The sequence below is a fragment of the Geodermatophilus sp. SYSU D00814 genome, assembly GCF_054050055.1.
Genome location: NZ_JBJGYP010000001.1, coordinates 129,109 through 155,420 on the forward strand (window position 1 = coordinate 129,109; position 26,312 = coordinate 155,420).

Below are 26,312 nucleotides of genomic sequence, written 5' to 3' on the forward strand. Positions count from 1 at the left end.
CGGCGTCGGGCCGGCCCGGGGGCCGCCGGCGCGGAGCCCGCGTGCGGGCGCTGGAGACGGTGCTGGTCACGATCCCTGCAACGGCGCCTCCCGGCGACGTCATTCCCCTCCCTCCCGAAGTCGGCGGCGCCCCGGAACGGCGGTCGCTACGCTCCCCGGCCGTGGCGGCGACCCCCGCGGTGCGGGCCCTGGAGAAGGCCCGGGTGGAGCACACCCTGCGCTCCTACGACCCGGCACACCCGGACGGGCAGGGCCACGGCGAGGCCGCGGCGGCCGCGCTCGGCGCCGACCCGCGACAGGTGTTCAAGACGCTGGTCACCCGTGTCGACGGCACGCTGACCGTCGCCGTCGTCCCGGTGAGCGGGACCCTCGACCTCAAGGCGCTGGCCACCGCCGCCGGCGGGCGCAGGGCGGTCATGGCCGACCCGGCCGACGCCGAGCGGACCACCGGCTACGTCGTCGGCGGGATCAGCCCGCTCGGGCAGCGCAAGGCGCTCCCCACCGTCGTCGACGACTCGGCGCTGGCGTTCCCGACGGTGCTGGTCAGCGCCGGCCGGCGCGGGCTGCAGGTGGAGCTGGCGCCGGCCGACCTGGTGCGGCTCACCCGCGCCCGCACCGCCCCGATCGCGAAAGGACCCCTCGCCCCCCACCACTCGCAAGCTCGCGGCGGGCCCCTGCGAGGGGCCGACTACGAGCCAGGAGTGCCGTAGGGCGTCAGCAGCTGGTCGACCGGCGCGGCGTCGTCGGTGAGCACCCGCGCGTCCCCGGCGAAGGCGGCCACCTCGGCGCCGGAGGCGACCCGCCACTGCGAGTCCTGGGCGCGCAGCGCGCCGGCGAGGGCGGCCTCGTCCAGCGGCCGGTGCGCGGCGACGGCGACGAGGTTGCCGCCGTCCTCCCCCGCCAGCACCGGCGCCCGCGCCAGCAGCAGCACGTGCGGCCACACCCGCCGCATCGTGGCCAGCTCCGCGCGGACGAACCCCAGCGGCGGGTGGTCGATGAGGTTGGCGACGTAGACGCCGTCGTCGGTGAGCGCCCGGTCGACCAGCTCCAGCGCCTCCACGGTGGTCAGCTGCCAGGGCACCGACAGCCCGCCGAAGGCGTCGCCGACGACGAGGTCGCGCTCCCCCGCCGGCTCGGCGGTCAGCCCGACCCGGGCGTCACCGACCCGCACCTGCAGGTCCTCCGACGTCTCCAGGCCCAGCTGCTCCCGGTCGATCGCGACGACGCCCGGGTCGACCTCCAGCACGCGGCTGGTGGTGCCGGGCCGCACCTCGGCGAGGTAGCGCGGCACGGTGAGCCCGCCGCCGCCCAGGTGCAGCGCCGACAGCGGTTCCCCGGGCGGGGCGACGACGTCGGTGACGGCGGCGATCGCGCGCACGTACTCGAACTCCAGGTGCGTGGGGTCGGCGAGGTCGACGTAGCTGTGCCGCAGGGTGTCCAGCAGCAGCACCCGGCCGGTCTCCCGCTCGGGGTCGGCCACGACGCGGGCGCAGTGGTAGGAGGTCTCCGCCTCGCACGGGGTGGGCGCCACCGCCGCCAGCAGCGACCCGGCGACGGCGAGCAGCAGCGCCGTCGGCAGCCGTCCCGCGCCGCCGGGCGTCCGGCGGCGCAGCAGCACCCACACGGCGACGCCGGCGGCGACGGTGACCACCCCGGTGCCCACGAGGATGCCGCTGCTCGGGAACACCGCGATGAGCAGGAAGCCGGTGCCGAACGTGGCCGCGATCCCGCCGAGCGTGCCGATGCCCGACAGCTTGCCGACCACCGACCCGGTCTCGGCCAGGCTGGCCAGCTGCAGCTTGACGACCATCGGCGGCACCGCCGACAGCAGCGCGGCCGGCACCACGACCGCCACGGCGGCCAGCAGCAGCACGCTGCCGGCGTCGGCCCCGGTGAACAGCGACCCGGTGAAGCGCACCAGCGGCAGGACCGCGACCACCAGCGCCCCGCCGGCGACCAGCAGCGGCGCGATGAGCTGCCGGGGGTCGCGGCGGTCGGCGGTGGCGCCGCCGGCCCAGGCGCCGACGGCGATGGCGGCCAGCGCGAACCCGATGATCGCGGTGTTGGTCTGCAGGGTGATGCCGACGTAGGGCGCGATCAGCCGCAGCCCCACGATCTCGAGCACGAGCACCGCGCCGGAGGACAGGAAGGTCACCCCCGCCGCCACCCAACCGGGCAGCGCGGCACCGGGCGGGCCGGCGGGGACGGGCGGGTCGGGGGGCAGCTCGGCCGGCCGGGTCGCGGGCGCGCGCTCGCTCAGGGCAGGACTCCTCAGAAGAGCGCCGGCTGGTCGGCGGGGGCGCTGGTGCCCTCCACCCGGGTCAGCAGCTCGGCGCCGTTGTTGCGGACGTTGTTCACGGCGGTGCCGACCGGGCGCAGCTCCAGCGCCTCGACCACCTCCGGCGGGGTCGGCTCGGCCAGCGCCTCGACGTCGTCGCGGGCCGGGTCGAGCCAGTCGGCCCAGCGCTCGCGCGGCAGCACCAGCGGCATCCGGTCGTGGATCTCGGTGAGCGCACCGACGGCCGGCGCGGTGACGACCGTGCAGGTGTAGAGGCGGTCCTCGCCCGTGCCCCACACCTCGTAGAGGCCGGCCATGGCCAGCACCGACCCGTCGGCCGGGGTGATGAAGAACGGCTGCTTGGCCGGCGCGTCGAGCCGCTTCTGCCACTCGTACCAGCCGTCGGCCGGCACCAGGCAGCGCCGGGAGCGGGCCGCGGAGCGGAAGGCCGGCTTCTCGGTCAGCGACTCGACCCGGGCGTTGAGCAGCCGGTTGCCCACCGAGACGTCCTTGGCCCAGGAGGGCACCAGGCCCCACCGGACGGCGCGCAACTCCCGGTGCCCGGCACCGGTCGGGCTGCCCTCGGCGTCCCGCTCGCGCTTGTGCCGCACGACGTAGACGTCCTTGGTCGGCGCGACGTTGAAGTCGGCCCGGAGCGGCTCCTGGCCCTCGGCGGGGACCGCCTCGAACTCGACCACGAGGTCCTCGGGACGGCGGCTGGCGGCGTAGCGACCACACACGGCTGGTCCTCCCGGCTGCTGTCGGGCCCGGACGGCGGGCCCGTCGCCGCCGACTCTAGGTGGGGGTGCCGACGGTGCGAGTGCCCCGGGCGGCGGCGGGTAGGCCGGGGTGGAGCCCCGTACGACGAGAGACGAGGATCACGCCGTGACCGCGACCCAGAACCCACCGCACGAGCAGCCGAAGACCGCCAGCGACTCCGCCGAGCGCCGCTACGCGACGGTCAACCCCTTCACCGGCCAGGTGGAGGAGGAGTTCGACTTCACCCCGACCGAGGCGATCGACGGCATCGTCGAGCGGGCGCACGCCGCCTACCTGCAGTGGCGGGAGCGCCCGATCGAGGAGCGCGCCGCCGTCGTCCGGCGGGCCGCCGAGCTCATGGACGAGCGCCGGGACGACCTCGCGCGGCTCATCACCACCGAGATGGGCAAGCGGCGCGAGGAGGCCACCGGCGAGCTCTACCTGTGCTCGATGATCCTCAAGTACTACGCCGACAACGGCCCCGGCTTCCTCGAGCCCCAGCCGATCACGCCGCTGATGGGCAAGGGCGAGGCGGTGGTCGAGACCCGCCCGATCGGCGTCCTGCTGGCCATCGAGCCGTGGAACTACCCCTTCTACCAGGTGGTCCGCGTGGCCGGCCCGAACCTGGTGCTGGGCAACACCGTCATCCTCAAGCACGCCGAGATCACCCCGCAGTGCGCGGTGGCCATCGAGCAGCTGTTCACCGACGCCGGCGCTCCCGAGGGCGTGTTCACCAACACCTTCCTGCGCATCGACGACGTCGAGCAGGTCATCGCCGACCCCCGCATCCAGGGCGTCACGCTGACCGGCAGCGAGCGGGCCGGCAGCGCCGTCGGCGCCCTGGCGGGCAAGTACCTGAAGAAGTCGGTGCTCGAGCTCGGCGGCAGCGACCCCTTCATCGTGCTCGACGCCGACGACATGGCCGCCACCGTCAGGGCCGCCACCATGGGCCGGATGCAGAACACCGGCCAGGCCTGCACCGCCTCCAAGCGGCTGATCGTCACCGAGGAGCTCTACGAGCCCTTCGTCGAGGGCCTCAAGCAGGCCTTCTCGACCTTCTCCCCCGGCGACCCGGCCGACCCGTCGACGTCGTTGGCCCCGCTGTCGAGCGAGCGGGCCGCGCAGGACCTGCACGCGCAGATCCAGGACGCGATCGACAAGGGCGCCACCGTCGTCGCCGGCGGCAAGCGGCCCGAGCACGACGGCGCCTTCGTCGAGGCGACGATCCTGACCGACGTCACCCCGGAGATGCGCGCCTACCGCGAGGAGCTGTTCGGCCCCGCGGCCGTCGTCTACAAGGTCAAGGACGCCGACGAGGCGGTCGCGCTGGCCAACGACAGCGACTTCGGCCTGGGCGCCACCGTCATGAGCAGCGACCTCGACCGCGCCCGGGCGGTGGCCGAGCGACTGGAGGCCGGCATGGTGTGGATCAACCAGCCCACCGGCTCCTCCCCCGAGCTGCCCTTCGGCGGGATCAAGCGGTCGGGCTACGGCCGCGAGCTCTCCGAGCTGGCCGTGTTCGAGTTCGCCAACCGGCGGCTGGTGCGCACCGTGCCGGTGAAGAAGCCGCAGCAGCCCGTCGGCGGCTGAGCGTGGGCGGCGTCGTCCGGACCGGGCAGGATGGTGCCCCGTGAGCTCGGTCTGGACGACGCCGCACCACGGCGCACCCGTCGACGCCGTCGTCCCGCTGCCGGGATCGAAGTCCCTCACCGCGCGGGCGCTGGTGCTGGCCGCGCTGGCCGACGGGCCGAGCCGGGTGGTGCGGCCGCTGCGGGCCCGCGACACCGACCTCATGGCCGCCGGGCTGCGTGCGCTCGGCGTGCGCATCGACGAGGACGGGGACGACTGGCTGGTCGCCCCGGCCGCACTGCGCGGCCCGGCGGAGGTCGACGCCGGCCTGGCCGGCACCGTGCTGCGCTTCCTGCCGCCGGTGGCGGCGCTGGCCACCGGCCCGGTCCGGCTCGACGGCGACCCGCGGCTGCGCGAGCGGCCCAACGCCGGACTGCTCGCCGCGCTGCGCGACCTCGGCGTGCGGGTCGACGACGGCGGCCGCGGCCGGGCGCCGTTCACCGTGCACGGCACCGGGGCGGTGCGCGGCGGGGCGGTGACCGTCGACGCGAGCGGGTCCTCCCAGATCGTCTCCGGGCTGCTGCTCGCCGCCGCCCGCTTCGACGACGGGGTCGACCTCGCGCTGGCCGGCGGGGTGCCGTCGATGCCGCACGTGGAGATGACCGTGACCGCGCTCGGCGAGCACGGCGTGGACGTGGCGGCCACCGGGCGCGGCTGGCGCGTCCTGCCCGGGCCGATCGCGCCGCGGGACCGGGTGGTCGAGCCCGACCTGTCCAACGCCGCGCCCTTCCTCGCCGCCGCCCTGGTCACCGGCGGGCGGGTGACCGTGCCCGACTGGCCGGCGGTGACGACCCAGCCCGGGGCGCAGCTCGACCGGCTGCTGGGCGCGATGGGCGCCGAGGTCGAGCGCACCCCCGAGGGGCTGCGCGTGACCGGCACCGGCCGCGTCGCACCGCTGGTGGCCGACCTCGGGGACGTCGGCGAGCTGACGCCGGTGCTCGCCGCGCTGTGCGCGCTGGCCGACGGGACCTCCCGGCTGACCGGGATCGGGCACCTGCGCGGTCACGAGACCGACCGGCTGCAGGCCCTCGACGAGGTGCTCTCCGCGGTCGGCGCGCGGGTCGAGCAGCTCCCCGACGGGCTGGTGGTCGAGCCGGGTGCGCGGCGCCCGGCGCTGGTGGACTCCTACGCCGACCACCGCATGGTGCACGCCGCCGCCGTCCTCGGCCTCGCCGTCGAGGGGGTGGCGGTCTCGGGGCCGGAGGCGGTGACCAAGACGCTGCCGGACTTCCGCGAGCGCTGGGACCGGATGCTCGGCACCGGCGCACCCGGGGTGCCCGGCGCGACGGCGGGAGCGGGCTCCTGAGCCGCCGGCACGACAGCCGGTCGGACGAGGACGACGTCCGGGTCCGGCCCAACCGGCGCGGCTCCCGGCCCCGCACGCGCACCCGCCCGGCCCACGCCGACGCCGTCCCCGGGCTGGTGACCGCGGTCGACCGCGGGCGGATGACCGTGCGGGTCGAGGAGCCCGGCGGCGGCACGGCCGAGGTGACCGCGATGCGCGCCCGCGAGCTCGGCCGGCACGGCGTCGTCGTCGGGGACCGGGTGCGGCTGGTCGGCGACACCACCGGCCGGCCCGACACGCTCGCCCGGATCGTCGTCATCGAGGACCGGACGACGTCGCTGCGGCGCACCGCCGACGACACCGACCCCACCGAGCGGGTGGTCGTCGCCAACGCCGAGCTGCTCGTCGTGGTCACCTCGGTGACCGACCCCGACCCGGCGCTGGGGTTCCTCGACCGCTGCCTGGTCGCCGCCTACGCCGGTGGCCTGGAGCCGCTGTTCTGCCTGACCAAGACCGACCTGGCCAGCCCGCAGCCGCTGCTGGACCGCTACGCGGGACTCGGCGTCGACGCGGTGCCGATGTCGCGCGAGGCGCCGCTGGACCCGCTGCTCGACCGCATCGGCGGGCGCACCAGCGTGTTCGTCGGCCAGTCCGGCGTGGGCAAGTCGACGCTGGTCAACCGGCTGGTGCCCGCCGCCGACCGGGCCACCGGCGACGTCAGCAAGGTGGGCAAGGGGCGGCACACCTCGTCGTCGGCGGTGCTGTTCGACCTGCCCGGCGGCGGCACGGTCATCGACACCCCCGGCATCCGCTCGTTCGGCCTGGCGCACGTCACCGCCGACGACGTCGTCGCCGCCTTCGACGACCTGGCCCAGGCCGCCGTCGACTGCCCGCCCGGGTGCGGGCACTCCGCCGACGACCCCGACTGCGCGCTGGACGCCTGGGCGGCGGCCGGACCACCCGGCCGCGCCGAGCGGCTGGCCAGCGTCCGGCGGCTGCTCGACGCCGTCGGCCAGCTCGGCCCCGGCTACTGACGGAGGTCTCCATGGAGCAGCAGGTCCACGTCGTCACCCTGGCCACCGCCGACCTCGACGCCGTGCGGCGCTTCTACGCCGACGGGCTCGGGTGGACGCCGCTGCTCGACGTCCCGGGCGAGATCGTCTTCTTCCAGATCGCGCCCGGGACGGTGCTGGCCTTCTTCGAGGCGGGGAGCTTCGCCCGCGACCTCGGCACCGGCCCGGCGCGCCCCGAGGTGTCGGGCGTGACGCTGGCGCACAACGTGGCCGACCGGGACGCCGTCGTCGCGCTCACCGACCGGATGGCCGCGGCCGGCGGCACGGTGCTCACCGCCCCCGAGGAGGGCGCGTTCGGCGGCGTCTTCCACGCGCTGGTGCGCGACCCGAACGGTGTGGTCTGGGAGGTCGCGCACAACCCCGGCTGGTCGGTCGGCCCCGACGGGACGGTCCGGCTGGGCTAGACCGCACCCTGGCGCCGCGCCCGGGAGAAGAGGTCGTCGGGCATGCGCTCGTCGACCGCCTCGATGCGCAGGTCGTGCGTCTCACCGGCGTAGGTGCCGTCGAGGGGCTCGGCCCACACGCAGACCCCGGTCGCCACGTCGAGCCGGACCAGGTGCACGGAGGGGTACTCGACGACGTCCTCGACGCTGCCCCACTCGAGCTCGTCGATCCTCCGGCTGCGCAGCAGGGGGCAGCAGCCGCAGCGCGGCTCGTACCGGCCGGTCGGCACGACGAGCGCCTCCCACGCCGCGCGGCCGGCGTGCTCGACCTCGCGCAGCCCGTCGACCTCGACCGCCGTCCCCACCGCGGGCTCCCGGGTGTCGGGATCGAGGCCGTCGGCCAGCTCCAGCGGGCGCAGCTCGGCCACCCAGCGGTAGTCCTGCCACATCGGGTCGTGGTCCGCACCGACCTCCCGCACCACCTGCAGCAGCCGGCCGGTGGCGTCCTCCACGCGCAGCAGGTCGGGCCGGCGCAGCCACGCGCGGACCGGCTCGGACCACGCCCACCCGTGGCGCCGGCGCTCGGTGAAGCGCAGCGTCGTCCACCGCTCCGGCGAGGAGCGGGCGAGCGCGCGGAAGGCGTCGGCGTCGGGCACGACCGGCAGTGTGGCCCGGCAGCCGGACACCTGTCGTGCGAGTGGTCGTGCTCTGCACACAGGTGTGTGCAGAGCACGAGCTGTCCAGGACCAGGACCTGCTCGGCCGGACACTCGTGCTCTGCCCCGCACCGGGGGGCAGAGCACGACTGCCGGCGGGAGGACTACCCGTCGAGGTCGACCGGACCGCCGGTGCGCCAGTACAGCCCGGCCTCGCGGGAGAGCAGCCCCTCGTCGACCAGGTAGCGGCGCAGCGCGGCGGTGTCGGGGTGCCACACGGCGAGCAGGGCGTTGACCTCGCGCTCGGGGTAGCGGACGCCGACGTCGAACACCCGCACCACGTGCTCGAGCACCACCCGGCGCTTGCTGCGCTGCGCGGGGATCGTCGTCAGCCGCCCGTCGCGGATGAAGGAGGCGAGGACGGCGGACTCGGCGGGGTCGTCCGACAGCGGCTCCGGTGGCGGGGCGGCCTCGGCCGCGGCCCGGGCCGCGGCACCGAAGCGCTCGGTGAGCAGCTCGAGGGCGTGGCCGTCGCGGCGCACCAGCCCGGCGCGGGCCAGCCGGCGGGCGGCCAGCGCGACGTCCTTCAGCGGCAGGCCGCCGGCGACGGCGACCTCCTCGATCGTCCCGGCCCCCAGGGCGAGCGCGGCCACCACCTTGAGCCGGGTGGGGTCGGCCAGCAGCCCCACGATCGTCGTCGCCTGCACCCCCAGGACGGTATCCGCGCATCGGAGTAGCGGGGCGGGGGTAGGCCGACCGGCATGGTGAGCCCCATCGACATCCAGAAGGCCCTCAAGGGCATCGACTACCCGGCCACGAAGGAGCAGATCCTCGAGCACGCCAAGGGCGGCGGCAAGGACGTGGTCGAGGCGCTGCAGAAGATCGACGACCGCGAGTACGAGGGGCCCAGCGGCGTGAGCGCCGCGGTCTTCGACTGACGCCCCGCTAGGTTCGGTGCCCATGACACCGGGCCGGGACTACACGGGGGACATGCACCTCGCGCACGTGCTCGCCGACCAGGCGGACTCGCTGAGCATGGACCGCTTCCGGGCGCTCGACCTCACCGTCGAGACCAAGCCCGACCTGACGCCGGTCACCGACGCCGACCGCGCCGTCGAGGAGCAGCTGCGGATCACCCTCTCCCGGGCCCGCACCCGCGACGCCGTCCTGGGCGAGGAGTTCGGCGTCACCGGGCACGGGCCCAGGCGGTGGGTGCTCGACCCCATCGACGGGACGAAGAACTTCATCCGCGGCGTGCCGGTCTGGGCCACCCTGATCGCGCTGTTCGACGGCGACGAGCCGGTGGTCGGCCTGGTGTCGGCGCCCGCGCTCAACCGCCGCTGGTGGGCGGCCAAGGACGTCGGCGCCTGGACCGGCCGGCGGCTGGAGTCGGCCACCCGCTGCCGGGTCTCGGGCGTCTCCGACCTCGGTGACGCGAGCCTGTCGTTCTCCAGCCTGTCCGGCTGGGAGGAGCGCGGCCTGCTCGACGGGTTCCTCGACCTCACCCGGTCGGTCTGGCGCACCCGGGCCTACGGCGACTTCTGGAGCTACGTGCTGCTCGCGGAGGGCGCGGTCGACGTCGCCTGCGAGCCCGAGGTGTCGCTGTGGGACCTCGCTGCCCTCGACGTCATCGTCCGCGAGGCCGGCGGCCGGTTCACCGACCTGTCCGGCGTCCCCGGGCCGGCCGGGGGCAGTGCGCTCGCGACCAACGGCGCGCTGCACGACGCCGCGCTGTCTCACCTGCGGCTGCCCGACCCGGCCTAGCGACGGACGAGGGTGGCCCCCCTGCAGGGTCCCGCCGCGAGCTCGCGAGCGGCGGGGGGCAAGGGGGTCCTTCCTCAGACCGTGGGGGTGGTCCCGCCGCCGCTGCCGGTGCCGCGGCCGCCGGAGAACCGGCGGCGGGCGTCGTCGATCCGGGCCTTGGTCTTGGGGTCCTTGGCCATCCGCTGGGCCTTGTCGGACACCTGCCGCAGCGCCTGCTGGCCCTTCGGGCTGCGGGCGAACTGGGCCACCTTGTCGAACACCGACGCCATGTCGTGCGCCTCCTCTCGCCGGGCCCCGTGCGGGGCCCCTCGTCCCGGTCAACGGCCGTCCGACCGGCACCGTTCCGCAGGGAGGGTCAGGCCCGCGGCGTCACCGGCGGCGACGGCGTCCGCTGCGGCTCGACCGGCCGGCCGACGCCGCGCCCGGCCAGCACCGCGGCGCCGACGGCCGACGCGCTGCGCAGCGGCAGGTAGACCACCGGCCGGTCGAGTGAGTCGGCCAGGAGCTGCCGGACCAGCGGCACCCGTCCCCCGCCGCCGGTGAGGACCACCGGCCCGCGCGGCGCCCCGCCGAGCAGTCCGGCGGCGGCGGCCACGGCCGAGAGCACCCCCTCGACGGCGGCGCGGGCGAGGTCGGCGCGGGTGGTCCCGGCGGACAGGCCGGTCCACCCGGCGCGGTCGTCGGGGCCGGCGACGCCGCCGCGCTCGCCGGTGAGGAACGGCCGGAACACCGCTCCCCCGGCACCGGGCCGCGCGGTCGCGGCGAGGTCGAACAGCTCCGCGGGCGCCACCCCGAGCACGCCCGCGACCCACGTCCACGCCGAGCCGCCGTTCTGCAGCGCCGCCATCGCGTACCAGCCGTCGCCGGTGTCGGCGTAGCCGTGCACGGGCGGGTCGTCGGCCGGCACCGGCGTCCAGCCGGGGCGCAGCACCTGCGCACCGGTACCGAGGTTGACCTGCAGCGCCCCGCCGGAGCCGGCCGCCAGCATCGCCAGGGGCGTGTCGGCACCCCCGACGACGACCGGCACCTCGGCACCCCCGAGCACGGCGGTACCCGCGATCCCCGCCGACGGGCGCACCACGGGCAGCAGCGACGCCGGCACGCCCGCCGCGGCCCGGGCGGCGTCGGACCAGCCGTCGGCGACGACGTCCCACAGCAGCGTCGCCGAGGCGTCGCTGCGGTCGGTGACCCGCGGGTCGGCGCCGGGCAGCAGGGTGGCCCGCAGCGCGTCCTTGGGCAGCACGACGGCGGCCGCGCGCCCGACCAGGTCCGGCCGGTGGGCGGCGAGCCAGGCGAGCACCGGACCGGTCATCCCGGGGACGAGCGGGTTGGCCAGCGCCGCCCGGTCGGCGGCCGGCATCCCCCGCCAGCGGGCGACCTCCGCGGTGGCCCGCCGGTCGGGCCACAGCACCGCGGGCGCCAGCGCGGTCCCGCCGTCGTCGACCAGGACGGTGCCGTGCATCTGCCCGGCCAGCCCCAGCCCGGCCACCGGGCGGCCCCCGAGCAGCGGCAGCAGCCGGGCCAGCGCGTCGTCGAACGCCGCCCGCCAGGTGCCGACGGCGCACTCGGCCCAGCCCTCGTGCGGCTGCTCGACCGGGTAGCCGGCCTCCGCCTCCGCGACGAGCCGGCCGTCCTCGCCCAGCGCGACCAGCTTGAGCCCGCTCGTCCCCAGGTCCGCGCCGAGCAGGACGGCGCTCACCGCGGGCGGTGGGCGGCTCCGCCGCTGCGGCCGTTGCGGTCGGCGAGCAGCCCGGCCAGCGTGCTCAGCGCGATCTCCGCCGGGGTGCGGGAGCCGATGTCCAGGCCGATCGGCCGGTGCACCCGCGCCACCTCCTCCGGCGGGACGCCGAGGGCGGCCAGCGCGGCCACGTGCGGACCCTCGTGCCGCGGGTTGCCCATCACCCCGACCCAGCGCACCCGCCGGGCCAGCGCGTCGCGCAGCACCTCGCCGAGCTCGGGCCGGTGGTGGTCGGTGACGACGACGTCGGCGTCGGACAGGTCCTCCGTCAGGTCGGCCAGCCCGGTGACCCCGGCACCGCGGGCGGGGTCGGGGTCGAGCAGCACGGTGCGGAAGCCGAGCTCCGGCGCCCACCGCAGCAGCACCGCGGCCACCGGCGAGTCGAACACCGCCACCAGCACCCGCCCGGCTCCCCCGCTCACGACTCCCCCAGGAAGGCCACCAGCGCCGCGGCGAAGGCCGGCGCCCGGAGCACGGTGGAGTGGTCGCCGGGGACGACGGTGACCCGGGCACCGGGGATGGCCCCGGCCAGCACCTCGGGGCGGGCCGCCAGCGGGTCGGCGTCGCCGGCGAGGACCAGCGTGGGCGCGGTGATCGCCGCGAGGTCCGCGTCGCGGGTGTGCACCGCCCGGGCGTGCGCGGCCAGGGCCATCCGGTCGGCGGCGAGGGCGTCGGCCATCCGGCGGAAGAGGACGGTGGCCGGGTCGCGCACGTCGGCGACGTCGGCCGCCTCGAGCGCGGCGGCCAGCTCCTCCATGAGGACCCGGTGCCGCTGCGCACCGCCGGGCTCGACGAGCGCCGCGCCGGCGCCGCCGACCACCAGCCGGCGCACCCTCCGGTCGGCGGCGGCGACCAGCACCGCGACCGTCGCGCCCATCGAGTACCCGGCCAGGTCGAAGGCGTCGTGGCCGAGCGCGTCGGCCACCCCCCGCAGGTCGCCGGCCATGCGGAGCTCGCCGTAGGCGGCGGGGTCGTGCGGCTTGTCCGACCGGCCGTGCCCGCGGGCGTCGATCCCGACGACCTCGCGCCCGGCCGCCAGCAGCGCCGCGACCGTGCCGGTGCCGACCCAGTTGAGCCGGGTGTCGGCGACGAAGCCGTGCTGCAGGTAGACCGGCGGGAGCGCGCCCGGGGTCCCCCACCGGTGCACCGCCACCGCGACGCCGTCGGCACCGGGCACCCGCCGGGGCGCGGTGGTGGTCACGGCGGTGGTCGTCGCGGTCACGCGGCGCCCCGCTCCGGGCTGTCGCCGTAGGCGTAGGAGGAGTCGACGTAGCGGCCGCCGACCGCGACGCCGGGTGGGGCGATCTCCCCGAGCCTGGCCAGGTCGCCGGCCGACAGCGCGACGGCCAGCGCGCCGGCGTTCTCCTCCAGGTACGGCCGGCGCTTGGTGCCGGGGATCGGCACGACGTCCTCGCCCTGCGCGAGCACCCAGGCCAGCGCCAGCTGCCCGGGCGTGCACCCCTTCTCCTCGGCCATCGCCTGGACGGCGTCGACCAGCCGCAGGTTGGCCGCGAACGCCTCCCCGGTGAAGCGGGGGTGGCCGCGGCGCCAGTCGTCGTCGGCGAAGTCCTCCGGGCCGCGGATGGCGCCGGTGAGGAAGCCGCGGCCGAGCGGGCTGAACGGGACGACGCCGATGCCGTGCTCGCGGGCGACGCCGAGCACCTCCGCCTCGACGTCGCGGGTCCACAGCGACCACTCGCTCTGCAGCGCCGCGACGGGGTGGACGGCGACCGCGCGGCGGACCGAGGCGGCCGAGGCCTCCGACAGCCCCAGGAACCGGACCTTGCCCTGCGCCACCAGCTCCGCCATCGCCCCGACCGTGTCCTCGATCGGCACCCGCGGGTCGACCCGGTGCTGGTAGTACAGGTCGATCACGTCGACCCGCAGCCGGCGCAGGCTCGCCTCGGCGCAGGCCCGCACGTTCTCCGGCCGGCCGTCGATGTCCATGCCCCCGCGGTCGTTGCGCCGCAGCGAGAACTTCGTCGCCAGCTGGACCTCGTCGCGGCGGCCGCGGATCGCCTCGCCGACCAGCTCCTCGTTGTGCCCGTCCCCGTAGACGTCGGCGGTGTCGAGGAAGGTGATCCCGAGGTCGAGCGCCCGGTGGACCGTCGCGATCGACTCGTCGCGGTCGGCGGTGCCGTACATCTGGCTCATCCCCATGCAGCCCAGGCCGAGGGCGGAGACGACCAGGCCGTCCCGGCCGAGCGTGCGGGTGCCGGCGGAGGGGGAGGTCATGCCCGCATCCTCGCCCCGCCGTCGCCCGGTCCGCCAGCGGCCGTCCCGCCGCCGTCCCACGGCCGTCCCGCCGCCGTTTCCCGGTCGCTGCCCCGGGTAGCCGCCCCGGGCACCGACCCCGGGAGGACCCATGACCGCCCGATCCGCCCCCCGCCGCACGGGCCGCCTGCTCGGCCTGGCCAGCCTGGGTCTGGGCACCGCGATGCTCGTCTCGCCCCGGGAGGTGGCCCGGTTCGCCGGGGTCGACGACTCCCCCGTCGCGCTGCCGGTGGTCACCGCCGTCGGCGCCCGCGAGCTCGCGCACGCCGCGGGGCTGCTCGCCGGGCGCCCCGGCTGGGCCTGGACGCGCGTGGCCGGCGACGTCGTCGACCTCACCGCCCTGGGCATCGCCCTCGGCAACCGCAGCGGCGAGCGGCAGCGGCGGCTGGGCAACGTCGTCGTCGGCGCCTCGGCGCTGGCCCTCCTCGACCTGCTGACCGCGCTGCGCTCCCGCCGATCCCGGCGCCGCCGCACCGCCACGCCGAACCCGACCCCGGTCCGCCGACCGACGACGGGGATGGTGGCGCCGATGGTCGACGTCCGCCGCGCGCTGGCCGGCGAGCCCCGGACGCCGGTGGCCCCGCGGTCCTGACCGGCTCAGCGCCGCGAGAGGCCGTCGACGCGGGCCACCTCGTCGGCGGTCAGGGAGAACCCCCCGATCTCGAGGTTGGCCCGGATCCGCTCGGGCGTGGCCGACTTGGGGATGACGACGACGCCGTGCTCGACGTGCCAGCGCAGCACCACCTGCGCCGGGGTGACGCCGTGCGCGTCGGCGACCTCGCGCAGCACCGGGTCGCGCAGGTCGGTGTTCTTGAACGGGCTGTAGCCCTCCAGGACGACGCCGCGCTCGCGGTGGCCGGTCTCGACGGCGGCGTCGAACAGCGCCGGCGCCCAGTTGACCTGGTTCACCCGCGGCGTCACCCCGGTGGCCGCGGTCAGCCGGTCGACCTGCTGCAGCGAGTAGTTGCTCACCCCGATCGCCCGGGCCCGCCCGGCCTCACGTGCGGCGACGAAGCGCTCCCACAGGTCCTCCCCCGCGCCGCCGGGCGGCCAGTGCACCAGCCACAGGTCGACCGCGTCGAGCCCGAGCGCGCCCAGCGACGCGGTCAGCGTCCGCTCGGCGCGGCCGGCCTCGCGGGGCGGCAGCTTGGTGGTGACGAAGACCTCGTCGCGGTCGACGCCGGAGTCGCGCAGCGCCCGGCCCACCTCGGCCTCGTTGCGGTACATCGTCGCGGTGTCCAGGTGCCGGTAGCCGGCGTCCAGCGCGGTCCGGACGGCGTCGTAGCAGGTCGCACCGGTCATCTGCCAGGTGCCGAACCCGAGCAGCGGCATGGCGCCGCCGCCGGTCAGCGCGGCGGCGGGGATCGCGTCGGTCATGCCGCTGCCCTGCCCGCCTCCCCGCGCGCCGACACCCGCGGCGCCGTCCCCCGGGTGACCGGGGACCGGCGCGCGCGCCCGCACCCGTCCCGGGTGGTGGGATGGAGAGGCGAGCGCCCGCCCGGGGCGCCGCCGAGGAGGTCCGAGTGCAGTACGCCGAGTCCGTCGTCGACCTGATCGGGGGCACGCCGCTGGTCCGGCTGTCGCGGGTGACCCGCGACCTCGGACCGGACGCGCCCCTGGTGCTGGCCAAGGTCGAGTACCTCAACCCCGGCGGCTCGGTGAAGGACCGGATCGCCGTGCGCATGGTCGACGACGCCGAGGCCAGCGGTGAGCTCAAGCCCGGCGGGACGATCGTCGAGCCCACCAGCGGCAACACCGGCATCGGGCTGGCGCTGGTCGCCCAGCAGCGCGGGTACCGGTGCGTGTTCGTCTGCCCCGACAAGGTCAGCCAGGACAAGATCAACGTGCTGCGGGCGTACGGCGCGGAGGTGCACGTCTGCCCCACCGCCGTCGACCCGGCCGACCCGCGCTCCTACTACTCGGTCTCCGACCGGCTGGCCCGCGAGACCCCCGGCGGCTGGAAGCCCGACCAGTACGCCAACCCGGCCAACCCGCGCTCGCACTACGAGACCACCGGCCCGGAGATCTGGGAGCAGACCGAGGGCCGGGTGACCTGCTTCGTCACCGGCGTCGGCACCGGCGGCACCATCAGCGGCATCGGCCGCTACCTCAAGGAGGCCTCCGACGGCCGCGTCCGCGTCGTCGGCGTCGACCCGGAGGGTTCGGTGTACTCCGGCGGCACCGGCCGGCCCTACCTGGTCGAGGGCGTCGGCGAGGACTTCTGGCCCGACGCCTACGACCGCGGGATCGCCGACGAGATCGTCCCGGTGTCCGACGCCGACTCCTTCCACATGACCCGCCGGCTGGCCCGCGAGGAGGGCCTGCTGGTGGGCGGCTCCTGCGGGATGGCCGTCGCCGGCGCGCTGCGCGCGGCCGAGAAGCTGACGAAGGACGACGTCGTGGTGGTGCTGCTGCCCGACGGCGGCCGCGGCTACCTCAACAAGATCTTCAACGACCAGTGGATGGCCGACTACGGTTTCCTCGACGTCACCACCGGTGGCGAGACGGTGGGCGAGCTGCTCCAGGCCAAGTCACGGGACGGGGCCGGCGCCACGCCCGTCCTCGTGCACACCCACCCCAACGAGACGGTCCGCGACGCCATCGACATCCTGCGCGAGTACGGCGTCAGCCAGATGCCCGTCGTCAAGGCCGAGCCGCCGGTCACCGCCGGCGAGGTGGTCGGCTCCGTCGACGAGAAGGTGCTGCTCGACGCGCTGTTCGCCGGCCGTGCGTCGCTGTCGGACCGGGTGGAGAGGCACATGTCCGCACCGCTGCCGATCATCGGCTCCGGCGAGCCGGTCAGCGCCGCGGTGGCGGAGTTCGGCGAGGCCGACGCGCTGATCGTGCACGTCGACGGCAAGCCCGCGGGCGTCGTCACCCGGCAGGACGTGCTCGGCCACCTGGCGGGGGTGACCCGGTGAGCGAGTTCTCCGGCTTCGACACCCGCGCCATCCACGCCGGGCAGGACCCCGACCCGGCCACCGGCGCGGTCGTCGTCCCGCTGCACCTGGCCACCACCTTCAAGCAGGACGGCGTCGGCGGGCTGCGCAACGGCTACGAGTACGCCCGCAGCGCCAACCCGACCCGCGACGCGCTGCAGGACCTGCTGGCCTCCCTCGAGGAGGGCACCGCGGGCCTGGCGTTCGCCTCCGGCCTGGCCGCCGAGGACACCCTGCTGCGCACCGTGTGCCGGCCGGGCAGCCACGTCGTCCTCGGCGGCGACGCCTACGGCGGCACGTTCCGGCTGATCTCCAAGGTCGTCTCCCGCTGGGGCGTCGAGCACACGCCGGCCGACCTCAACGACCCCGACGCGCTGCGCGCCGCCATCCGGCCCGGCTCGACGCGGGTCGTGTGGTGCGAGACGCCGACCAACCCGCTGCTCAACGTCGCCGACATCGCCCTGACCGCCGAGATCGCGCACGAGGCCGGCGCGCTGCTCGTCGTCGACAACACCTTCGCCTCGCCCTACCTGCAGCGGCCGCTGACCCTCGGCGCCGACGTCGTCGTGCACTCGACGACGAAGTACCTCGGCGGGCACTCCGACGTCGTCGGCGGGGCGCTGGTGGTGCGGGACGAGGAGCTCGCCGCGGAGCTGGTCTTCAGCCAGAACGCGATGGGGGCGGTCTCCGGCCCGCTGTCGGACTGGCTGGTCCTGCGCGGCATCAAGACCCTCGGCGTGCGCATGGAGCGGCACCAGGCCAACGCGGCGCGGATCGCCGAGTACCTGTCGGAGCACCCGGCGGTGTCCTCCGTGCTCTACCCGGGCCTGCCCGACCACCCCGGTCACGACATCGCCGCCAAGCAGATGTCCGGCTTCGGCGGGATGCTGTCGTTCCGCCTGGCCGCCGGCGAGGACGCGGCGCTGCGGGTCTGCGAGCGGGCGCGGCTGTTCACGCTGGCGGAGTCCCTGGGCGGGGTGGAGTCGCTCATCGAGCACCCGCATCGCATGACCCACGCCAGCGCGGCCGGCTCGCCGCTGGAGGTGCCCGGCGACCTGGTGCGGCTGTCGGTGGGCATCGAGGACGCCGACGACCTGCTCGCCGACCTGGCGCAGGCGCTGGGCTGAGCTACTCGACCAGCGCGAGGGCCCCGGTCGGGCACTGGGACACCGCGTCGCGGGCCGCGGCGGCGTCGTCGGGGTGCTCCTGCAGCACCCGGACGGCGCCGTCGTCGTCGACCTCGAACACGTCGGGGGCCAGCAGCTCGCACTGTCCCGAGCCCACGCACACCTCCCGGTCGGCGGTGACCCGCATCAGCGCTCCCCGCCCAGCCGCGCCGGCAGCCGCTTGAGGCCGTTGACGAACGACGACGCCAGCCGGTCCGGCGGGCCGGTGACCTCGAGGTCGGGCAGCTGGTCGAACACCGCGCGGAAGGTCACCTGCAGCTCGCGGCGGGCCAGGTGCGCGCCCAGGCAGAAGTGCGGCCCCTTGGACCCGAAGCCGACGTGCGGGTTGGGGTCGCGGCCGACGTCGAAGCGCTGCGGGTCGGCGAAGACCTCGGGGTCGCGGTTGGCCGCGGCGTAGAACAGCAGGAACTTCTCCCCCGCGGTGAAGCGGTGCCCACCGATCTCGCCGTCCTGGGTGGCGGTGCGCCGCATCCAGGTGACCGGGCTGACCCAGCGGACCACCTCCTCGACGCCGGTGCGGTCCAGCGCGGGGTCGGCCGCCCACCGCGCCCACTGGTCGGGGTGCTCCGACAGCGCGAGCAGGCCCTGGGAGATGGCGTTGCGGGTGGTCTCGTTGCCCGCCACCAGCAGCAGGATGAAGAACGACGCGATCTCCTGGTGCGACAGCTTCTCGCCGTCGACCTCGGTGGTGACCAGGGCGGTGGTCAGGTCCTCGCGCGGCTGCGTCACCCGCTCGCCGGCCAGCCGCTCCATGAGCGCGGCCAGCTCCATGCCGGCGGTGAGGAAGGCGGTCAGCGGGTCGTCGTTCTCGATGAGCTCCGGGTCGCCGCCGGAGAGGATGACGTTGGAGTGCGCCAGCACCGCGGGCCGGTCCTCCTCCGGGACGCCCATCATGTCGCAGATGACCCGCAGCGGGATCGGCGCGGCGATGTCGGCGACGACGTCGATCGCCCCGCCGTCCGCCGCCGCCGTCGCCCGGGCGCGGGCCAGCACGTCGTCGACGACGGCGCGCACGGAGTCCAGCGTCCGCTCGAGCATCCGCGGGGTGAACGTCTTCGAGACGATCCGGCGGATCTTGGCGTGCCGGGGGTCGTCCATGCTGATCAGCGAGCCGTAGAACTCGTTGAGCTCGGAGGGCATGTCCTGCATGGACACCGCGCCCCGGCCGGAGCAGAACAGCGCCGGCTGCGAGCTGATCGCCTCGAGGTCGGCGTAGCGGGTGACCGCGTGGTACCCCGGGCCGGCCGGGATGCCGGGGATCTCGGGCTCGGCGAAGAAGGCGAACGGGCGCTCCTGGCGCAGCCGGTCGAAGGCCGCGTGCCGGTAGCCCGGCGGCGTCGTCCACCAGTCCCGGTCGGACAGGTCGACGGTGCCCATGTCGACGTCGGCGGGCTCGGCCGGGGGCACGGCTGAGATGGTCACGGACGACTCCCTCGTCGAAACGGTCACCGTTGACCGCACGCTAGAGAGACGCCCCTGTGGCAGGCAACACATCCGGGCGCGTCGGGCGGGTCACCCTCCGACGCCGTCCGCCGGTCAGGAGTCGTGCGCGACGAGGTCCCGGTACTCGGGGTGGCGGTCGATCCAGCCGCGGACGAAGGAGCAGTGCGGCACCGCGCGCAGCCCCCGGGACCGGACGTCGTCGAGGGCGCCGCGGACCAGCGTGCCGCCCAGCCCCGAGCCCTCGGCGTGCGGGTCGACCTCGGTGTGGGTGAACACCACCTCGTCGCCGCGGCGCCGGTAGGCGGCCAGGCCCAGCAGGCGGTCGCCGTCGCGGATCTCGTAGCGCTCGGCGTCGGGGGCGTCGTGCACGGTGGGCTCCATGTGCGGGCCAACCGTCCGCGGCGGCGCCCTGTTCCGGCCGCGGAGACGACGAGCGCCCCGGAGCGTGTGCTCCGGGGCCCTCGTGCGGTGGTAGCGGGGACAGGATTCGAACCTGTGACCTCTGGGTTATGAGCCCAGCGAGCTACCGAGCTGCTCCACCCCGCGTCGGTGACCCCACTGTACACGTCCCCGCGCGGGTGCCGGCGGGCCCCCGGTGAGGGGCCCGCCGGACCGCTCAGTCGCCGACGGGGCGCGGGCGCGCGGCCGGCCAGTCCTCGACCGGGCGGACGAGCGCCGGGCGCAGGAGCAGCACGGCCAGCAGGCTCACGACCAGGCCGGCGGCGACGACGGCCCACCCGATGCCGGTGAGCGCGGGCAGCTCGGCGCCGATCCGGGCGCGCACGTCGACCCCGGGGGAGCCGTCGGCGTCCATCACCACGAACACCCAGTCGCCGTCGGCGGGGTCCCAGGTCAGCTGCTGCGGTCCGGTGCCGGAGACCTGCACGGTCCAGAAGTCCTGGTCCCCGGGCGGCCCGGGCGGCGGGCCGCCGGGGATCTCGTCCTCGGCGTCGGCCGGGCCGTCGAAGCCGAGCCCGTCGACGGCGGTCCGCCGGACGCCGTCGAGGTAGGCCCGCGCGTCCGCGGCCGGCGCGATCCCGACGAAGACCTCCTCGGCCGTCTCCGGGGTGACCTCGAGCCGGGCGGTGCCCAGGGCCGAGCCGACCGGCAGCCAGTCGGGGCCGGCCCGCAGGTCGATCCGGTCGCTGACCAGGGCGGCACCGGGCGACGTGAAGCGCTCCTCGGGGCTGGTGACGAAGCCGCCGGAGCGGTGCGCGTCGGCCCACAGCAGCACTCCCCCCGCGGCCCCCAGGGCCAGGCCGGGCAGCAGGAGCAGCACGCCGAGGACGAGCGCGGCCGCCCGTCCGGCACGGCTGGCCCGGCCGGGTGGGGTCCACGTGGGCTGTCGGACGTCGGTCACGGGGCACCTCCAGGAGGAAGGGCGTCGCGCTCCCGCGGCGCCGCGGTGCCCGAGCGTGGCGCCGCCGCGCTGCCCGCCACGAGCCCCGCGCGGGTCCCGTGCGGTCCCGCGGGAGTGGTCCGCGGCGCGCGGCGGGCGCCCCGGTGGGGGACCGCGGCTCCCTCGCGCGAGGGAGCCGGACGGCCCGCGCGGGTCTCCCCCGGGCCGCCCGCCGGCGGGACGATGGGAGGTGTCGCCGTCCACCTCCCCCGCGCCCGGGACCGGCGCCGTGAGCCGCACGGACGCGGCGCTCGCCGGCGTCCTGGTCCTCGCCACGGTCACCGTCACCCTCGCGGTGCCGGCGGGCCCGCCCTACCGGCCGGTGGACGCCGCGGCCGTCGCGCTGGCCGCGGCCGGGCCGCTGACCCTGCTGTGGCGGCAGGCCGCGCCGCTTGCGTCGCTCGTCGCCGCCGACACGGTCGTGGTGGTCAACGCGGCGGCCGGGTACGCCATCGGCTACCTGCCCTGGCCGGCCTGGATCGCGCTGTTCACCTGCTTCGCCGTCGGCGGGCGGCGGCTGCGCCTGGCGGCCGGCGCGGTCGCCGTCCTGGGCGCCGCCGGGTACGTGACCCTGGACCGCGTCGACTCCCTCGCCGCCCTGCCCGACATCGGGATGACCTCGCTGGTCGCCGTGGTCGCCGGCGAGCTCAGCCGGCGGCGCGCCCTGGCGGCGGCCGCCGGCGCCCGGGAGGCGGCGGAGAGCCGGGCGCAGGCGCTCGCGGCCGAGCGGCTGCTGCTGCAGGAGCGCGGGCGGCTGGCCCGCGAGCTGCACGACTCCCTCGGGCACACGGTGAACGTCATGGTCATGCAGGCCGGGGTGGGACGGCGGGTGTTCGACGACAACCCGGCCTTCGCCCGCGAGGCGCTGGGGTCCGTCGAGTCCGCCGGGCGCTCCGCGCTCGACGAGCTCGACCGGCTGCTGCGCGTGCTGCAGCCGCTGGAGCGCCGGGCGGGGGCGGGACCGTTCGCCCCGACCGTGGCCGACCTGGAGGAGCTCGCCGACCGGATCCGGGCGACCGGCCGCCCGGTCGAGCTGCACACCGACGGCGGGCCGCTGTCCGCGGGCGCCGCGCGGGCGCTGTACCGGATCGTGCAGGAGGCCCTGACCAACGCCGTCCGGCACACCCCCTCCGGCCCGATCCGGGTGGAGGTCTCGCGGGTGGCCGACCGGGTGCTGCTCGACGTCACCAACGAGGGGCGCGACCTGCCCGACCCGGTCCCGGGACGCGGGCTGGTCAACATGCGCGAGCGGGCCCGGCTCGAGGGCGGCGAGCTGGAGGCCGGCCCGGTGGAGGGCGGGTTCCGCGTGCACGCGGTGCTGCCGGCCGGGACGGGGGTGCCGGCGTGATCCGCGTGCTGCTGGCCGACGACGACCGGCTGGTGCGCAGCGGCCTGCGCGCGCTCCTCGACGCCGAGGACGACCTGACCGTCGTCGGGGAGGCGGCCGACGGCCGGGAGGCGGTCGACCGCGCCCGGGCGCTGCGGCCCGACGTGGTGCTCATGGACGTCCGGATGCCCCGGGTCGACGGCGTCGCCGCCACCCGGGAGATCGTGTCCTGGCCGCGACGCCCGCGGGTCCTCGTGCTCACCACCTTCGACCTCGACGAGGTCGTCGACGACGCGCTCGACGCCGGGGCGGACGGCTTCCTGCTCAAGCGCGCCACCCCGGAGCAGCTCGTCGACGGCATCCGCACGGTGTACGCCGGGGACGCGCTCGTCGCCCCGGCGGTGACCCGCCGGCTGCTCGCCGTGCACGCCGCCCGCCGGCCCGCCGACCCCGAGCGGCTGCGCGTGGCTGCCGCGCTCACCGAGCGCGAGGTGGAGGTGCTGCGCGCGATGGCCGAGGGGCTGTCCAACGCCGAGATCGCCGCCCGGGTGTGGCTCTCGCCCGAGACGGTGAAGACCCACGTCAAGGCCGTCCTCGGCAAGCTCGGCGTGCGCGACCGCACGCAGGCGGTGGTGTGGGCCTACCGGACCGGCTTCGTCGGCCCGGGGACCGACTGAGCCGGGACCGCGCGCGCGGCTCTCCTCCGCCACCCCGGATCCCTGGAGGGACCGCCGCCGGCTGACGGAGACCCGGGCGGGGTCTGCACCCCGTTCCGTCACCATCCCGACCGGCTCGGTAGGATCGCCCCCGACCATCCAGAGCGGCCGAGAGACCTGGCTCGACGACGTCGCAGCAACCCCCCGCCCCGTGCGGACGAGGGTGCCACCGCCAGGATCGATGGAGGACCGATGACCCACGCCGAGCTCACCTGGGCTCGCCGGCACGTGGACCTGTGCCGGACCGCCACCGCCCTGTGTCGGCGCTGACGCCGCGAGTCCGCTCCCGCTAGCTGAGGGGCACGACCCCGGCGCGGCACGTGCCGCCTCGGCGGCCTCCCGCGACGCCGGGAGCACCCCGACCCGGCGGTGACCCGGCTCTCCCGCGCGCGGGGCCGTTCCCCGGTGTCGTCGACCGCGCCCGGGACCGCCGTGCGGGCCGGCCCCGATCCGCAGGGATCCCGGCCGCGCGGCCGCCCCGTCCTGCCTCCCGCACCGACCCCTGCGGTGTCCGGCCGTCGCGACCGGACGCCTGCGCCGAGCCCCGGCGCCCCTCCCCCGCACCCGTCCCGAGGACCCAGCCTGTGATCGAACTGAACGACGTCCGCAAGGTGTTCCCTGCCCGGGGACGGATGGGCGAGGTCGTCGCCGTCGACGGGGTGAGCCTGCGCGTGGCGGCCGGTGAGTTCGCCGGCGTCGTCGGCCCGAGCGGCTCGGGCAAGAGCACGCTGGTGCGCCTGGTGAACCTGCTCGAGCGCCCGACGGCGGGATCGGTGAGCGTGGACGGGCGGGTGCTCACCGACCTCCCGGACGACCGGGTCCGCGAGGCCCGCCGCTCCATCGGCATGGTGTTCCAGCACTTCGAGCTCCTGGACTCCCGCACGGCCGCAGGCAACGTGGAGCACCCCCTCGAGCTCGCCGGCGTCGGCCGGGCCGAACGCCGCCGGCGCGCCACCGAGCTGCTGGACCTGGTCGGGCTCGGGGAGCGCGCCGGTGCCCGCCCGGCGCAGCTGTCCGGCGGGCAGAAGCAGCGCGTGGCCATCGCCCGGGCGCTCGCGGGCCGTCCCCGGGTCCTGCTGTGCGACGAGGCCACCTCCGCCCTGGACCAGGCGAGCACGAGCAGCGTGCTGGAGCTCCTGCGGCGGGTGCGCGCCGAGCTGGGCCTGACCGTGCTGTTGATCACCCACGAGATGGCCGTGGTCAAGGCCGTCTGCGACAGCGCCGTCCTGCTCGACCGGGGACGCGTCGTCGACGGCGGCCGGCTGACCGACGTCCTGACCCGCGAGCACTCCCCGCTGGGCGAGGCCCTGCTGCCCGCCCCGGTCGCCGACGCCGGCGCCGGGCACGGCGGAGCCCTCGTGCGGGTGACCGTCACCGACCGCACGCCGGAGACCGCCGTGCTGCAGGCCCTCGTCGGGGAGCTGGGGCTGGCGGTGGAGGTGGCCGGCGGCTCGGTCGAGACGGTCGCCGGAGGGCGCTACGGCCGGCTGCTGCTGCGCGTCACCGGGGACGGCGGCACCGAGGGCATGGACCGGCTCGACGCCGCCCTGCACCGGATGCGGTCCGACGGCGTGCTCGTCGAACGACTGCACGCCGGTGCGGCCGCCACGGCCGGAGCGGGGCGATGAGCGACTGGAGCCGGGTCTGGCCGCAGCTGCTCGAGGCCACCGGCGAGACCCTGTACATGGTCGGCGCCGCCGCAGTGCTCACGGTGCTGCTCGGCGTCCCCCTGGGCGTCCTGCTCACCGTCACCGCCCCGAGCGGGCTGGCCCCGCGGGGAGCGCTGAACCGGTCCCTCGGCCTGGTCGTCAACCTGGGCCGCGCGCTGCCGTTCATCATCCTGCTGGTGCTGGTCGCCCCGGTGACGCGGGGCATCGTCGGGACGACGATCGGCTCGACGGCCGCGATCGTGCCGCTGACCATCGGCGCCGTCCCGTTCCTCGCCCGCCTGGTGGAGACCAGCCTGCGGGAGGTCGCCTCCGGGAAGGTCGAGGCGGCGCTGTCGATGGGCGCGCGCCGTCGGGACGTGGTCCGCACCGTGCTGCTGCCGGAGGCGCGCCCCTCGCTCGTCGCCGGGGTCACCGTCACCGTCGTCGCGCTGATCAGCTACTCCGCGATGGCCGGGGCCGTCGGCGGCGGCGGGCTCGGCGACTTCGCCATCCGCTTCGGCTACCAGCAGTTCCGCACCGACATCACGCTGGTCACCGTCGCCCTGCTGCTCGTCGTCGTGCAGGGCCTGCAGTGGGCCGGCGACCGGTGGGCCCGCAGCCTCGCCCACGTCTGACCCCCTCGCCGGCGGCCGTCCGGCCGCCGGCCCCCACCGCACCACCCCGAAGGAGAACCACCACCATGCGCTCCCGCTCCACCCTGCTCCTGGCTGCGACCGCCGCGACCGCCCTGCTCACCGGGTGCGGCGGTGGGGACGCCGAGCTGTCCGCGGCCGACGAGCCGCTGCGGGTCGGCGCCTCCCCGGTCCCGCACGCCGAGATCCTGCGCTTCATCGACGAGAACCTGGCCGAGGACGCCGGGCTGGACCTCGAGATCGTCGAGTTCACCGACTACGTGCAGCCCAACGTCGCCCTCGACGACGGCTCGCTGGACGCCAACTACTTCCAGACCATCCCCTACCTGGAGGAGCAGGAGACCAGCGGCGGCTACGACTTCACCCCGCTGGACCCGGTGCACATCGAGCCCCTGGGCATCTACTCCCAGTCGCTGACCGACCTCGCCGCGCTCCCCGACGGCGCCACCGTGGCGATCCCGAACGACCCGACCAACGCCGCCCGCGCGCTGCGGCTGCTCGAGGCCAACGACCTGATCACCCTGGCCGACACCGGTGACGCCGCCCCGACGTCCCTGGACGTCCAGGACAACCCCAGGGACCTGCAGATCTCCGAGGTCGAGGCCGCGCAGGTGCCCCGGTCCCTCGCGGACGTCGACATCGCGGTGATCAACGGCAACTACGCCATCGAGGCCGACCTGGTCCCCGCCGAGGACGCCCTCGCGCTGGAGGAGGCCGAGGACAACCCCAACGCCAACCTGGTCGTCGTCCGCACCGGCGACGAGGACGACGAGCGGATCCAGGAGCTGGAGGAGCTCATCCACTCCGACGAGGTGCGCCAGTTCATCGACGACACCTACGAGGGCGCCGTCATCCCCGCGTTCTGAGCTCCCGGCAGCCGGGGGCCGGCCGGGGAGCCGGCCCCCGGCGCGGCCGACCGCGGACGTCGTCCCGCAGCCGTGCCCGGGGCCGGGCGGGACCGCCCACCGGCTGGGGAACCGGCCCGAAACGCAGAGGAGGCCGGCGCGTTCGCGCCGGCCTCCTCCGTCAGGGGCCGATCTCCGGACCCTCGTGAGTAGCGGGGGCAGGATTCGAACCTGCGACCTCTGGGTTATGAGCCCAGCGAGCTACCGAGCTGCTCCACCCCGCGTCGGTGAGACCACCATACCCCCTCGGGTCGGG

29 protein-coding genes, 2 tRNA genes, 1 pseudogene and 1 riboswitch are annotated in these 26,312 nt (G+C 76.3%); of the genes and pseudogenes, 16 read left to right on the forward strand and 16 right to left on the reverse strand.

The features are described 5' to 3' along the window. The first annotated feature begins 161 nt into the window (after positions 1 to 161). Complete coding sequence (gene ybaK / locus ACI780_RS00610) at positions 162 to 710, forward strand: Cys-tRNA(Pro) deacylase (RefSeq protein WP_457000403.1); 549 nt, start codon at positions 162 to 164, stop codon at positions 708 to 710. Here ybaK and ACI780_RS00615 read toward each other — a convergent pair. Together ACI780_RS00615 and ACI780_RS00620 are read right to left on the reverse strand one after the other, a co-directional pair. Further along, positions 689 to 2,155, reverse strand: a complete 1,467-nt coding sequence (locus ACI780_RS00615) for a fused MFS/spermidine synthase (RefSeq protein WP_457000405.1) — start codon at positions 2,153 to 2,155, stop codon at positions 689 to 691. The genes ybaK and ACI780_RS00615 overlap by 22 nt on opposite strands. A 116-nt stretch (positions 2,156 to 2,271) precedes the next feature. After that, positions 2,272 to 3,018 carry an SOS response-associated peptidase gene (locus ACI780_RS00620; protein ID WP_457000406.1) on the reverse strand — a complete coding sequence of 249 codons (747 nt, stop codon included), beginning with the start codon at positions 3,016 to 3,018 and terminating at the stop codon, positions 2,272 to 2,274. A gap of 145 nt (positions 3,019 to 3,163) precedes the next feature. On the opposite strand from ACI780_RS00620, the gene ACI780_RS00625 reads away from it, so the two are divergent. The 4 genes from ACI780_RS00625 to ACI780_RS00640 all read left to right on the forward strand — a co-directional run bounded on the left by ACI780_RS00625 (position 3,164) and on the right by ACI780_RS00640 (position 7,428). Continuing rightward, positions 3,164 to 4,627: an NAD-dependent succinate-semialdehyde dehydrogenase gene (locus ACI780_RS00625; RefSeq protein WP_457000407.1), complete on the forward strand. Its 1,464-nt coding sequence runs from the start codon at positions 3,164 to 3,166 to the stop codon at positions 4,625 to 4,627. Positions 4,628 to 4,667: 40 nt separating this feature from the next. Next, positions 4,668 to 5,972: a 3-phosphoshikimate 1-carboxyvinyltransferase gene (aroA, locus tag ACI780_RS00630; RefSeq protein ID WP_457000408.1), complete on the forward strand. Its 1,305-nt coding sequence runs from the start codon at positions 4,668 to 4,670 to the stop codon at positions 5,970 to 5,972. Between the two features lie 116 nt (positions 5,973 to 6,088). After that, entirely contained in the window at positions 6,089 to 6,985 is an 897-nt protein-coding gene (gene rsgA, locus ACI780_RS00635) for a ribosome small subunit-dependent GTPase A (RefSeq protein ID WP_457000409.1), read from the forward strand. Positions 6,986 to 6,996: 11 nt separating this feature from the next. After that, complete coding sequence (locus ACI780_RS00640) at positions 6,997 to 7,428, forward strand: VOC family protein (protein ID WP_456871361.1); 432 nt, start codon at positions 6,997 to 6,999, stop codon at positions 7,426 to 7,428. Here the strand turns inward: ACI780_RS00640 and ACI780_RS00645 are convergent. Together ACI780_RS00645 and ACI780_RS00650 are read right to left on the reverse strand one after the other, a co-directional pair. After that, entirely contained in the window at positions 7,425 to 8,063 is a 639-nt protein-coding gene (locus tag ACI780_RS00645; protein ID WP_456871362.1) for a hypothetical protein, read from the reverse strand. The genes ACI780_RS00640 and ACI780_RS00645 overlap by 4 nt on opposite strands. Positions 8,064 to 8,226: 163 nt before the next feature. Next, on the reverse strand, positions 8,227 to 8,769 hold the full coding sequence (locus tag ACI780_RS00650) for a DUF2087 domain-containing protein (RefSeq protein ID WP_456871363.1): 543 nt from the start codon (positions 8,767 to 8,769) through the stop codon (positions 8,227 to 8,229). Positions 8,770 to 8,823: 54 nt separating this feature from the next. Here ACI780_RS00650 and ACI780_RS00655 point away from each other — a divergent pair, with 54 nt between their 5' ends. Both ACI780_RS00655 and hisN read left to right on the forward strand, forming a co-directional pair. After that, complete coding sequence (locus ACI780_RS00655) at positions 8,824 to 9,000, forward strand: DUF2795 domain-containing protein (RefSeq protein ID WP_456871364.1); 177 nt, start codon at positions 8,824 to 8,826, stop codon at positions 8,998 to 9,000. Positions 9,001 to 9,022: 22 nt separating this feature from the next. Then, positions 9,023 to 9,826: a histidinol-phosphatase gene (gene hisN / locus ACI780_RS00660; protein ID WP_456871365.1), complete on the forward strand. Its 804-nt coding sequence runs from the start codon at positions 9,023 to 9,025 to the stop codon at positions 9,824 to 9,826. 74 nt (positions 9,827 to 9,900) lie between these two features. Here hisN and ACI780_RS00665 read toward each other — a convergent pair whose 3' ends face one another. The 5 genes from ACI780_RS00665 to ACI780_RS00685 all read right to left on the reverse strand — a co-directional run bounded on the left by ACI780_RS00665 (position 9,901) and on the right by ACI780_RS00685 (position 13,799). Then, a complete protein-coding gene (locus ACI780_RS00665) occupies positions 9,901 to 10,095 on the reverse strand; it encodes a hypothetical protein (protein ID WP_456871366.1) in 195 nt (64 codons plus the stop codon). An 86-nt stretch (positions 10,096 to 10,181) separates the two neighbouring features. After that, positions 10,182 to 11,525, reverse strand: a complete 1,344-nt coding sequence (locus ACI780_RS00670) for an FGGY family carbohydrate kinase (protein WP_456871367.1) — start codon at positions 11,523 to 11,525, stop codon at positions 10,182 to 10,184. Beyond that, entirely contained in the window at positions 11,522 to 11,986 is a 465-nt protein-coding gene (locus tag ACI780_RS00675; RefSeq protein WP_456871368.1) for an XdhC family protein, read from the reverse strand. Before ACI780_RS00675 ends, ACI780_RS00670 begins: the two co-directional genes overlap by 4 nt. Then, on the reverse strand, positions 11,983 to 12,786 hold the full coding sequence (locus ACI780_RS00680) for an alpha/beta fold hydrolase (protein ID WP_457000410.1): 804 nt from the start codon (positions 12,784 to 12,786) through the stop codon (positions 11,983 to 11,985). The genes ACI780_RS00675 and ACI780_RS00680 overlap by 4 nt, the downstream gene beginning before the upstream one ends. Continuing rightward, positions 12,783 to 13,799: an aldo/keto reductase gene (locus ACI780_RS00685; protein WP_457000411.1), complete on the reverse strand. Its 1,017-nt coding sequence runs from the start codon at positions 13,797 to 13,799 to the stop codon at positions 12,783 to 12,785. The genes ACI780_RS00680 and ACI780_RS00685 overlap by 4 nt, the downstream gene beginning before the upstream one ends. Positions 13,800 to 13,929: 130 nt before the next feature. On the opposite strand from ACI780_RS00685, the gene ACI780_RS00690 reads away from it, so the two are divergent. Then, positions 13,930 to 14,430: a hypothetical protein gene (locus ACI780_RS00690; protein ID WP_457000412.1), complete on the forward strand. Its 501-nt coding sequence runs from the start codon at positions 13,930 to 13,932 to the stop codon at positions 14,428 to 14,430. Positions 14,431 to 14,435: 5 nt separating this feature from the next. On the opposite strand, the gene ACI780_RS00695 is transcribed toward ACI780_RS00690, so the two are convergent. Beyond that, a complete protein-coding gene (locus ACI780_RS00695; RefSeq protein ID WP_457000413.1) occupies positions 14,436 to 15,215 on the reverse strand; it encodes an aldo/keto reductase in 780 nt (259 codons plus the stop codon). 146 nt (positions 15,216 to 15,361) lie between these two features. On the opposite strand from ACI780_RS00695, the gene ACI780_RS00700 reads away from it, so the two are divergent. Further along, on the forward strand, positions 15,362 to 16,759 hold the full coding sequence (locus ACI780_RS00700) for a cystathionine beta-synthase (protein ID WP_456871373.1): 1,398 nt from the start codon (positions 15,362 to 15,364) through the stop codon (positions 16,757 to 16,759). Then, positions 16,756 to 17,904 (forward strand): cystathionine gamma-synthase, encoded by a 1,149-nt coding sequence (locus tag ACI780_RS00705; RefSeq protein WP_456871374.1) that lies wholly within the window; start codon positions 16,756 to 16,758, stop codon positions 17,902 to 17,904. The genes ACI780_RS00700 and ACI780_RS00705 overlap by 4 nt, the downstream gene beginning before the upstream one ends. 1 nt (position 17,905) lies before the next feature. Here ACI780_RS00705 and ACI780_RS00710 read toward each other — a convergent pair whose 3' ends face one another. The 5 genes and pseudogenes from ACI780_RS00710 to ACI780_RS00730 form a co-directional block, all read right to left on the reverse strand. Continuing rightward, on the reverse strand, positions 17,906 to 18,091 hold the full coding sequence (locus ACI780_RS00710; RefSeq protein WP_456871375.1) for a ferredoxin: 186 nt from the start codon (positions 18,089 to 18,091) through the stop codon (positions 17,906 to 17,908). Further along, the gene (locus ACI780_RS00715; RefSeq protein WP_457000414.1) at positions 18,091 to 19,386 is read right to left on the reverse strand and encodes a cytochrome P450; all 1,296 of its coding nucleotides are present in this window, start codon (positions 19,384 to 19,386) and stop codon (positions 18,091 to 18,093) included. The genes ACI780_RS00710 and ACI780_RS00715 overlap by 1 nt, the downstream gene beginning before the upstream one ends. 114 nt (positions 19,387 to 19,500) lie before the next feature. Continuing rightward, positions 19,501 to 19,794 (reverse strand): annotated as a pseudogene (locus tag ACI780_RS00720) (GNAT family N-acetyltransferase); the annotation flags it as partial. A gap of 82 nt (positions 19,795 to 19,876) precedes the next feature. After that, positions 19,877 to 19,953, reverse strand: a tRNA-Met gene (locus ACI780_RS00725). Positions 19,954 to 20,023: 70 nt separating this feature from the next. After that, entirely contained in the window at positions 20,024 to 20,767 is a 744-nt protein-coding gene (locus tag ACI780_RS00730) for a hypothetical protein (protein ID WP_457000415.1), read from the reverse strand. 268 nt (positions 20,768 to 21,035) lie between these two features. On the opposite strand from ACI780_RS00730, the gene ACI780_RS00735 reads away from it, so the two are divergent. The 6 genes from ACI780_RS00735 (at position 21,036) to ACI780_RS00760 (ending at position 26,017) form a co-directional block, all read left to right on the forward strand. Further along, positions 21,036 to 22,154: a sensor histidine kinase gene (locus ACI780_RS00735; protein ID WP_456871378.1), complete on the forward strand. Its 1,119-nt coding sequence runs from the start codon at positions 21,036 to 21,038 to the stop codon at positions 22,152 to 22,154. Then, positions 22,151 to 22,810, forward strand: a complete 660-nt coding sequence (locus tag ACI780_RS00740) for a response regulator (protein ID WP_457000416.1) — start codon at positions 22,151 to 22,153, stop codon at positions 22,808 to 22,810. Before ACI780_RS00735 ends, ACI780_RS00740 begins: the two co-directional genes overlap by 4 nt. 131 nt (positions 22,811 to 22,941) lie before the next feature. Then, positions 22,942 to 23,037, forward strand: a riboswitch (SAM riboswitch). Between the two features lie 4 nt (positions 23,038 to 23,041). After that, complete coding sequence (locus ACI780_RS00745) at positions 23,042 to 23,119, forward strand: putative leader peptide (protein WP_457000505.1); 78 nt, start codon at positions 23,042 to 23,044, stop codon at positions 23,117 to 23,119. 314 nt (positions 23,120 to 23,433) lie between these two features. Further along, a complete protein-coding gene (locus ACI780_RS00750) occupies positions 23,434 to 24,477 on the forward strand; it encodes a methionine ABC transporter ATP-binding protein (protein ID WP_457000417.1) in 1,044 nt (347 codons plus the stop codon). Beyond that, a complete protein-coding gene (locus ACI780_RS00755) occupies positions 24,474 to 25,133 on the forward strand; it encodes a methionine ABC transporter permease (protein ID WP_456871380.1) in 660 nt (219 codons plus the stop codon). Before ACI780_RS00750 ends, ACI780_RS00755 begins: the two co-directional genes overlap by 4 nt. Before the next feature lie 65 nt (positions 25,134 to 25,198). Then, positions 25,199 to 26,017 (forward strand): MetQ/NlpA family ABC transporter substrate-binding protein, encoded by an 819-nt coding sequence (locus tag ACI780_RS00760; protein WP_457000418.1) that lies wholly within the window; start codon positions 25,199 to 25,201, stop codon positions 26,015 to 26,017. A 189-nt stretch (positions 26,018 to 26,206) separates the two neighbouring features. On the opposite strand, the gene ACI780_RS00765 is transcribed toward ACI780_RS00760, so the two are convergent. Continuing rightward, positions 26,207 to 26,280 (reverse strand) — tRNA-Met (locus ACI780_RS00765). Between the last annotated feature and the right edge of the window lie 32 nt (positions 26,281 to 26,312).

What these genes read in the sequence shown, in the direction of transcription:
- ACI780_RS00745 (WP_457000505.1), top strand. Translation starts at nt 23,042, where the DNA reads ATGACCCACGCCGAGCTCACCTGGGCTCGCCGGCACGTGGACCTGTGC.
- hisN (WP_456871365.1), top strand. Translation starts at nt 9,023, where the DNA reads ATGACACCGGGCCGGGACTACACGGGGGACATGCACCTCGCGCACGTG.
- ACI780_RS00760 (WP_457000418.1), top strand. Translation starts at nt 25,199, where the DNA reads ATGCGCTCCCGCTCCACCCTGCTCCTGGCTGCGACCGCCGCGACCGCC.
- ACI780_RS00640 (WP_456871361.1), top strand. Translation starts at nt 6,997, where the DNA reads ATGGAGCAGCAGGTCCACGTCGTCACCCTGGCCACCGCCGACCTCGAC.
- ACI780_RS00695 (WP_457000413.1), bottom strand. Translation starts at nt 15,215, where the DNA reads ATGACCGACGCGATCCCCGCCGCCGCGCTGACCGGCGGCGGCGCCATG.
- ACI780_RS00710 (WP_456871375.1), bottom strand. Translation starts at nt 18,091, where the DNA reads ATGCGGGTCACCGCCGACCGGGAGGTGTGCGTGGGCTCGGGACAGTGC.
- ACI780_RS00685 (WP_457000411.1), bottom strand. Translation starts at nt 13,799, where the DNA reads ATGACCTCCCCCTCCGCCGGCACCCGCACGCTCGGCCGGGACGGCCTG.
- ACI780_RS00665 (WP_456871366.1), bottom strand. Translation starts at nt 10,095, where the DNA reads ATGGCGTCGGTGTTCGACAAGGTGGCCCAGTTCGCCCGCAGCCCGAAG.
- ACI780_RS00655 (WP_456871364.1), top strand. Translation starts at nt 8,824, where the DNA reads ATGGTGAGCCCCATCGACATCCAGAAGGCCCTCAAGGGCATCGACTAC.
- ACI780_RS00690 (WP_457000412.1), top strand. Translation starts at nt 13,930, where the DNA reads ATGACCGCCCGATCCGCCCCCCGCCGCACGGGCCGCCTGCTCGGCCTG.
- ACI780_RS00755 (WP_456871380.1), top strand. Translation starts at nt 24,474, where the DNA reads ATGAGCGACTGGAGCCGGGTCTGGCCGCAGCTGCTCGAGGCCACCGGC.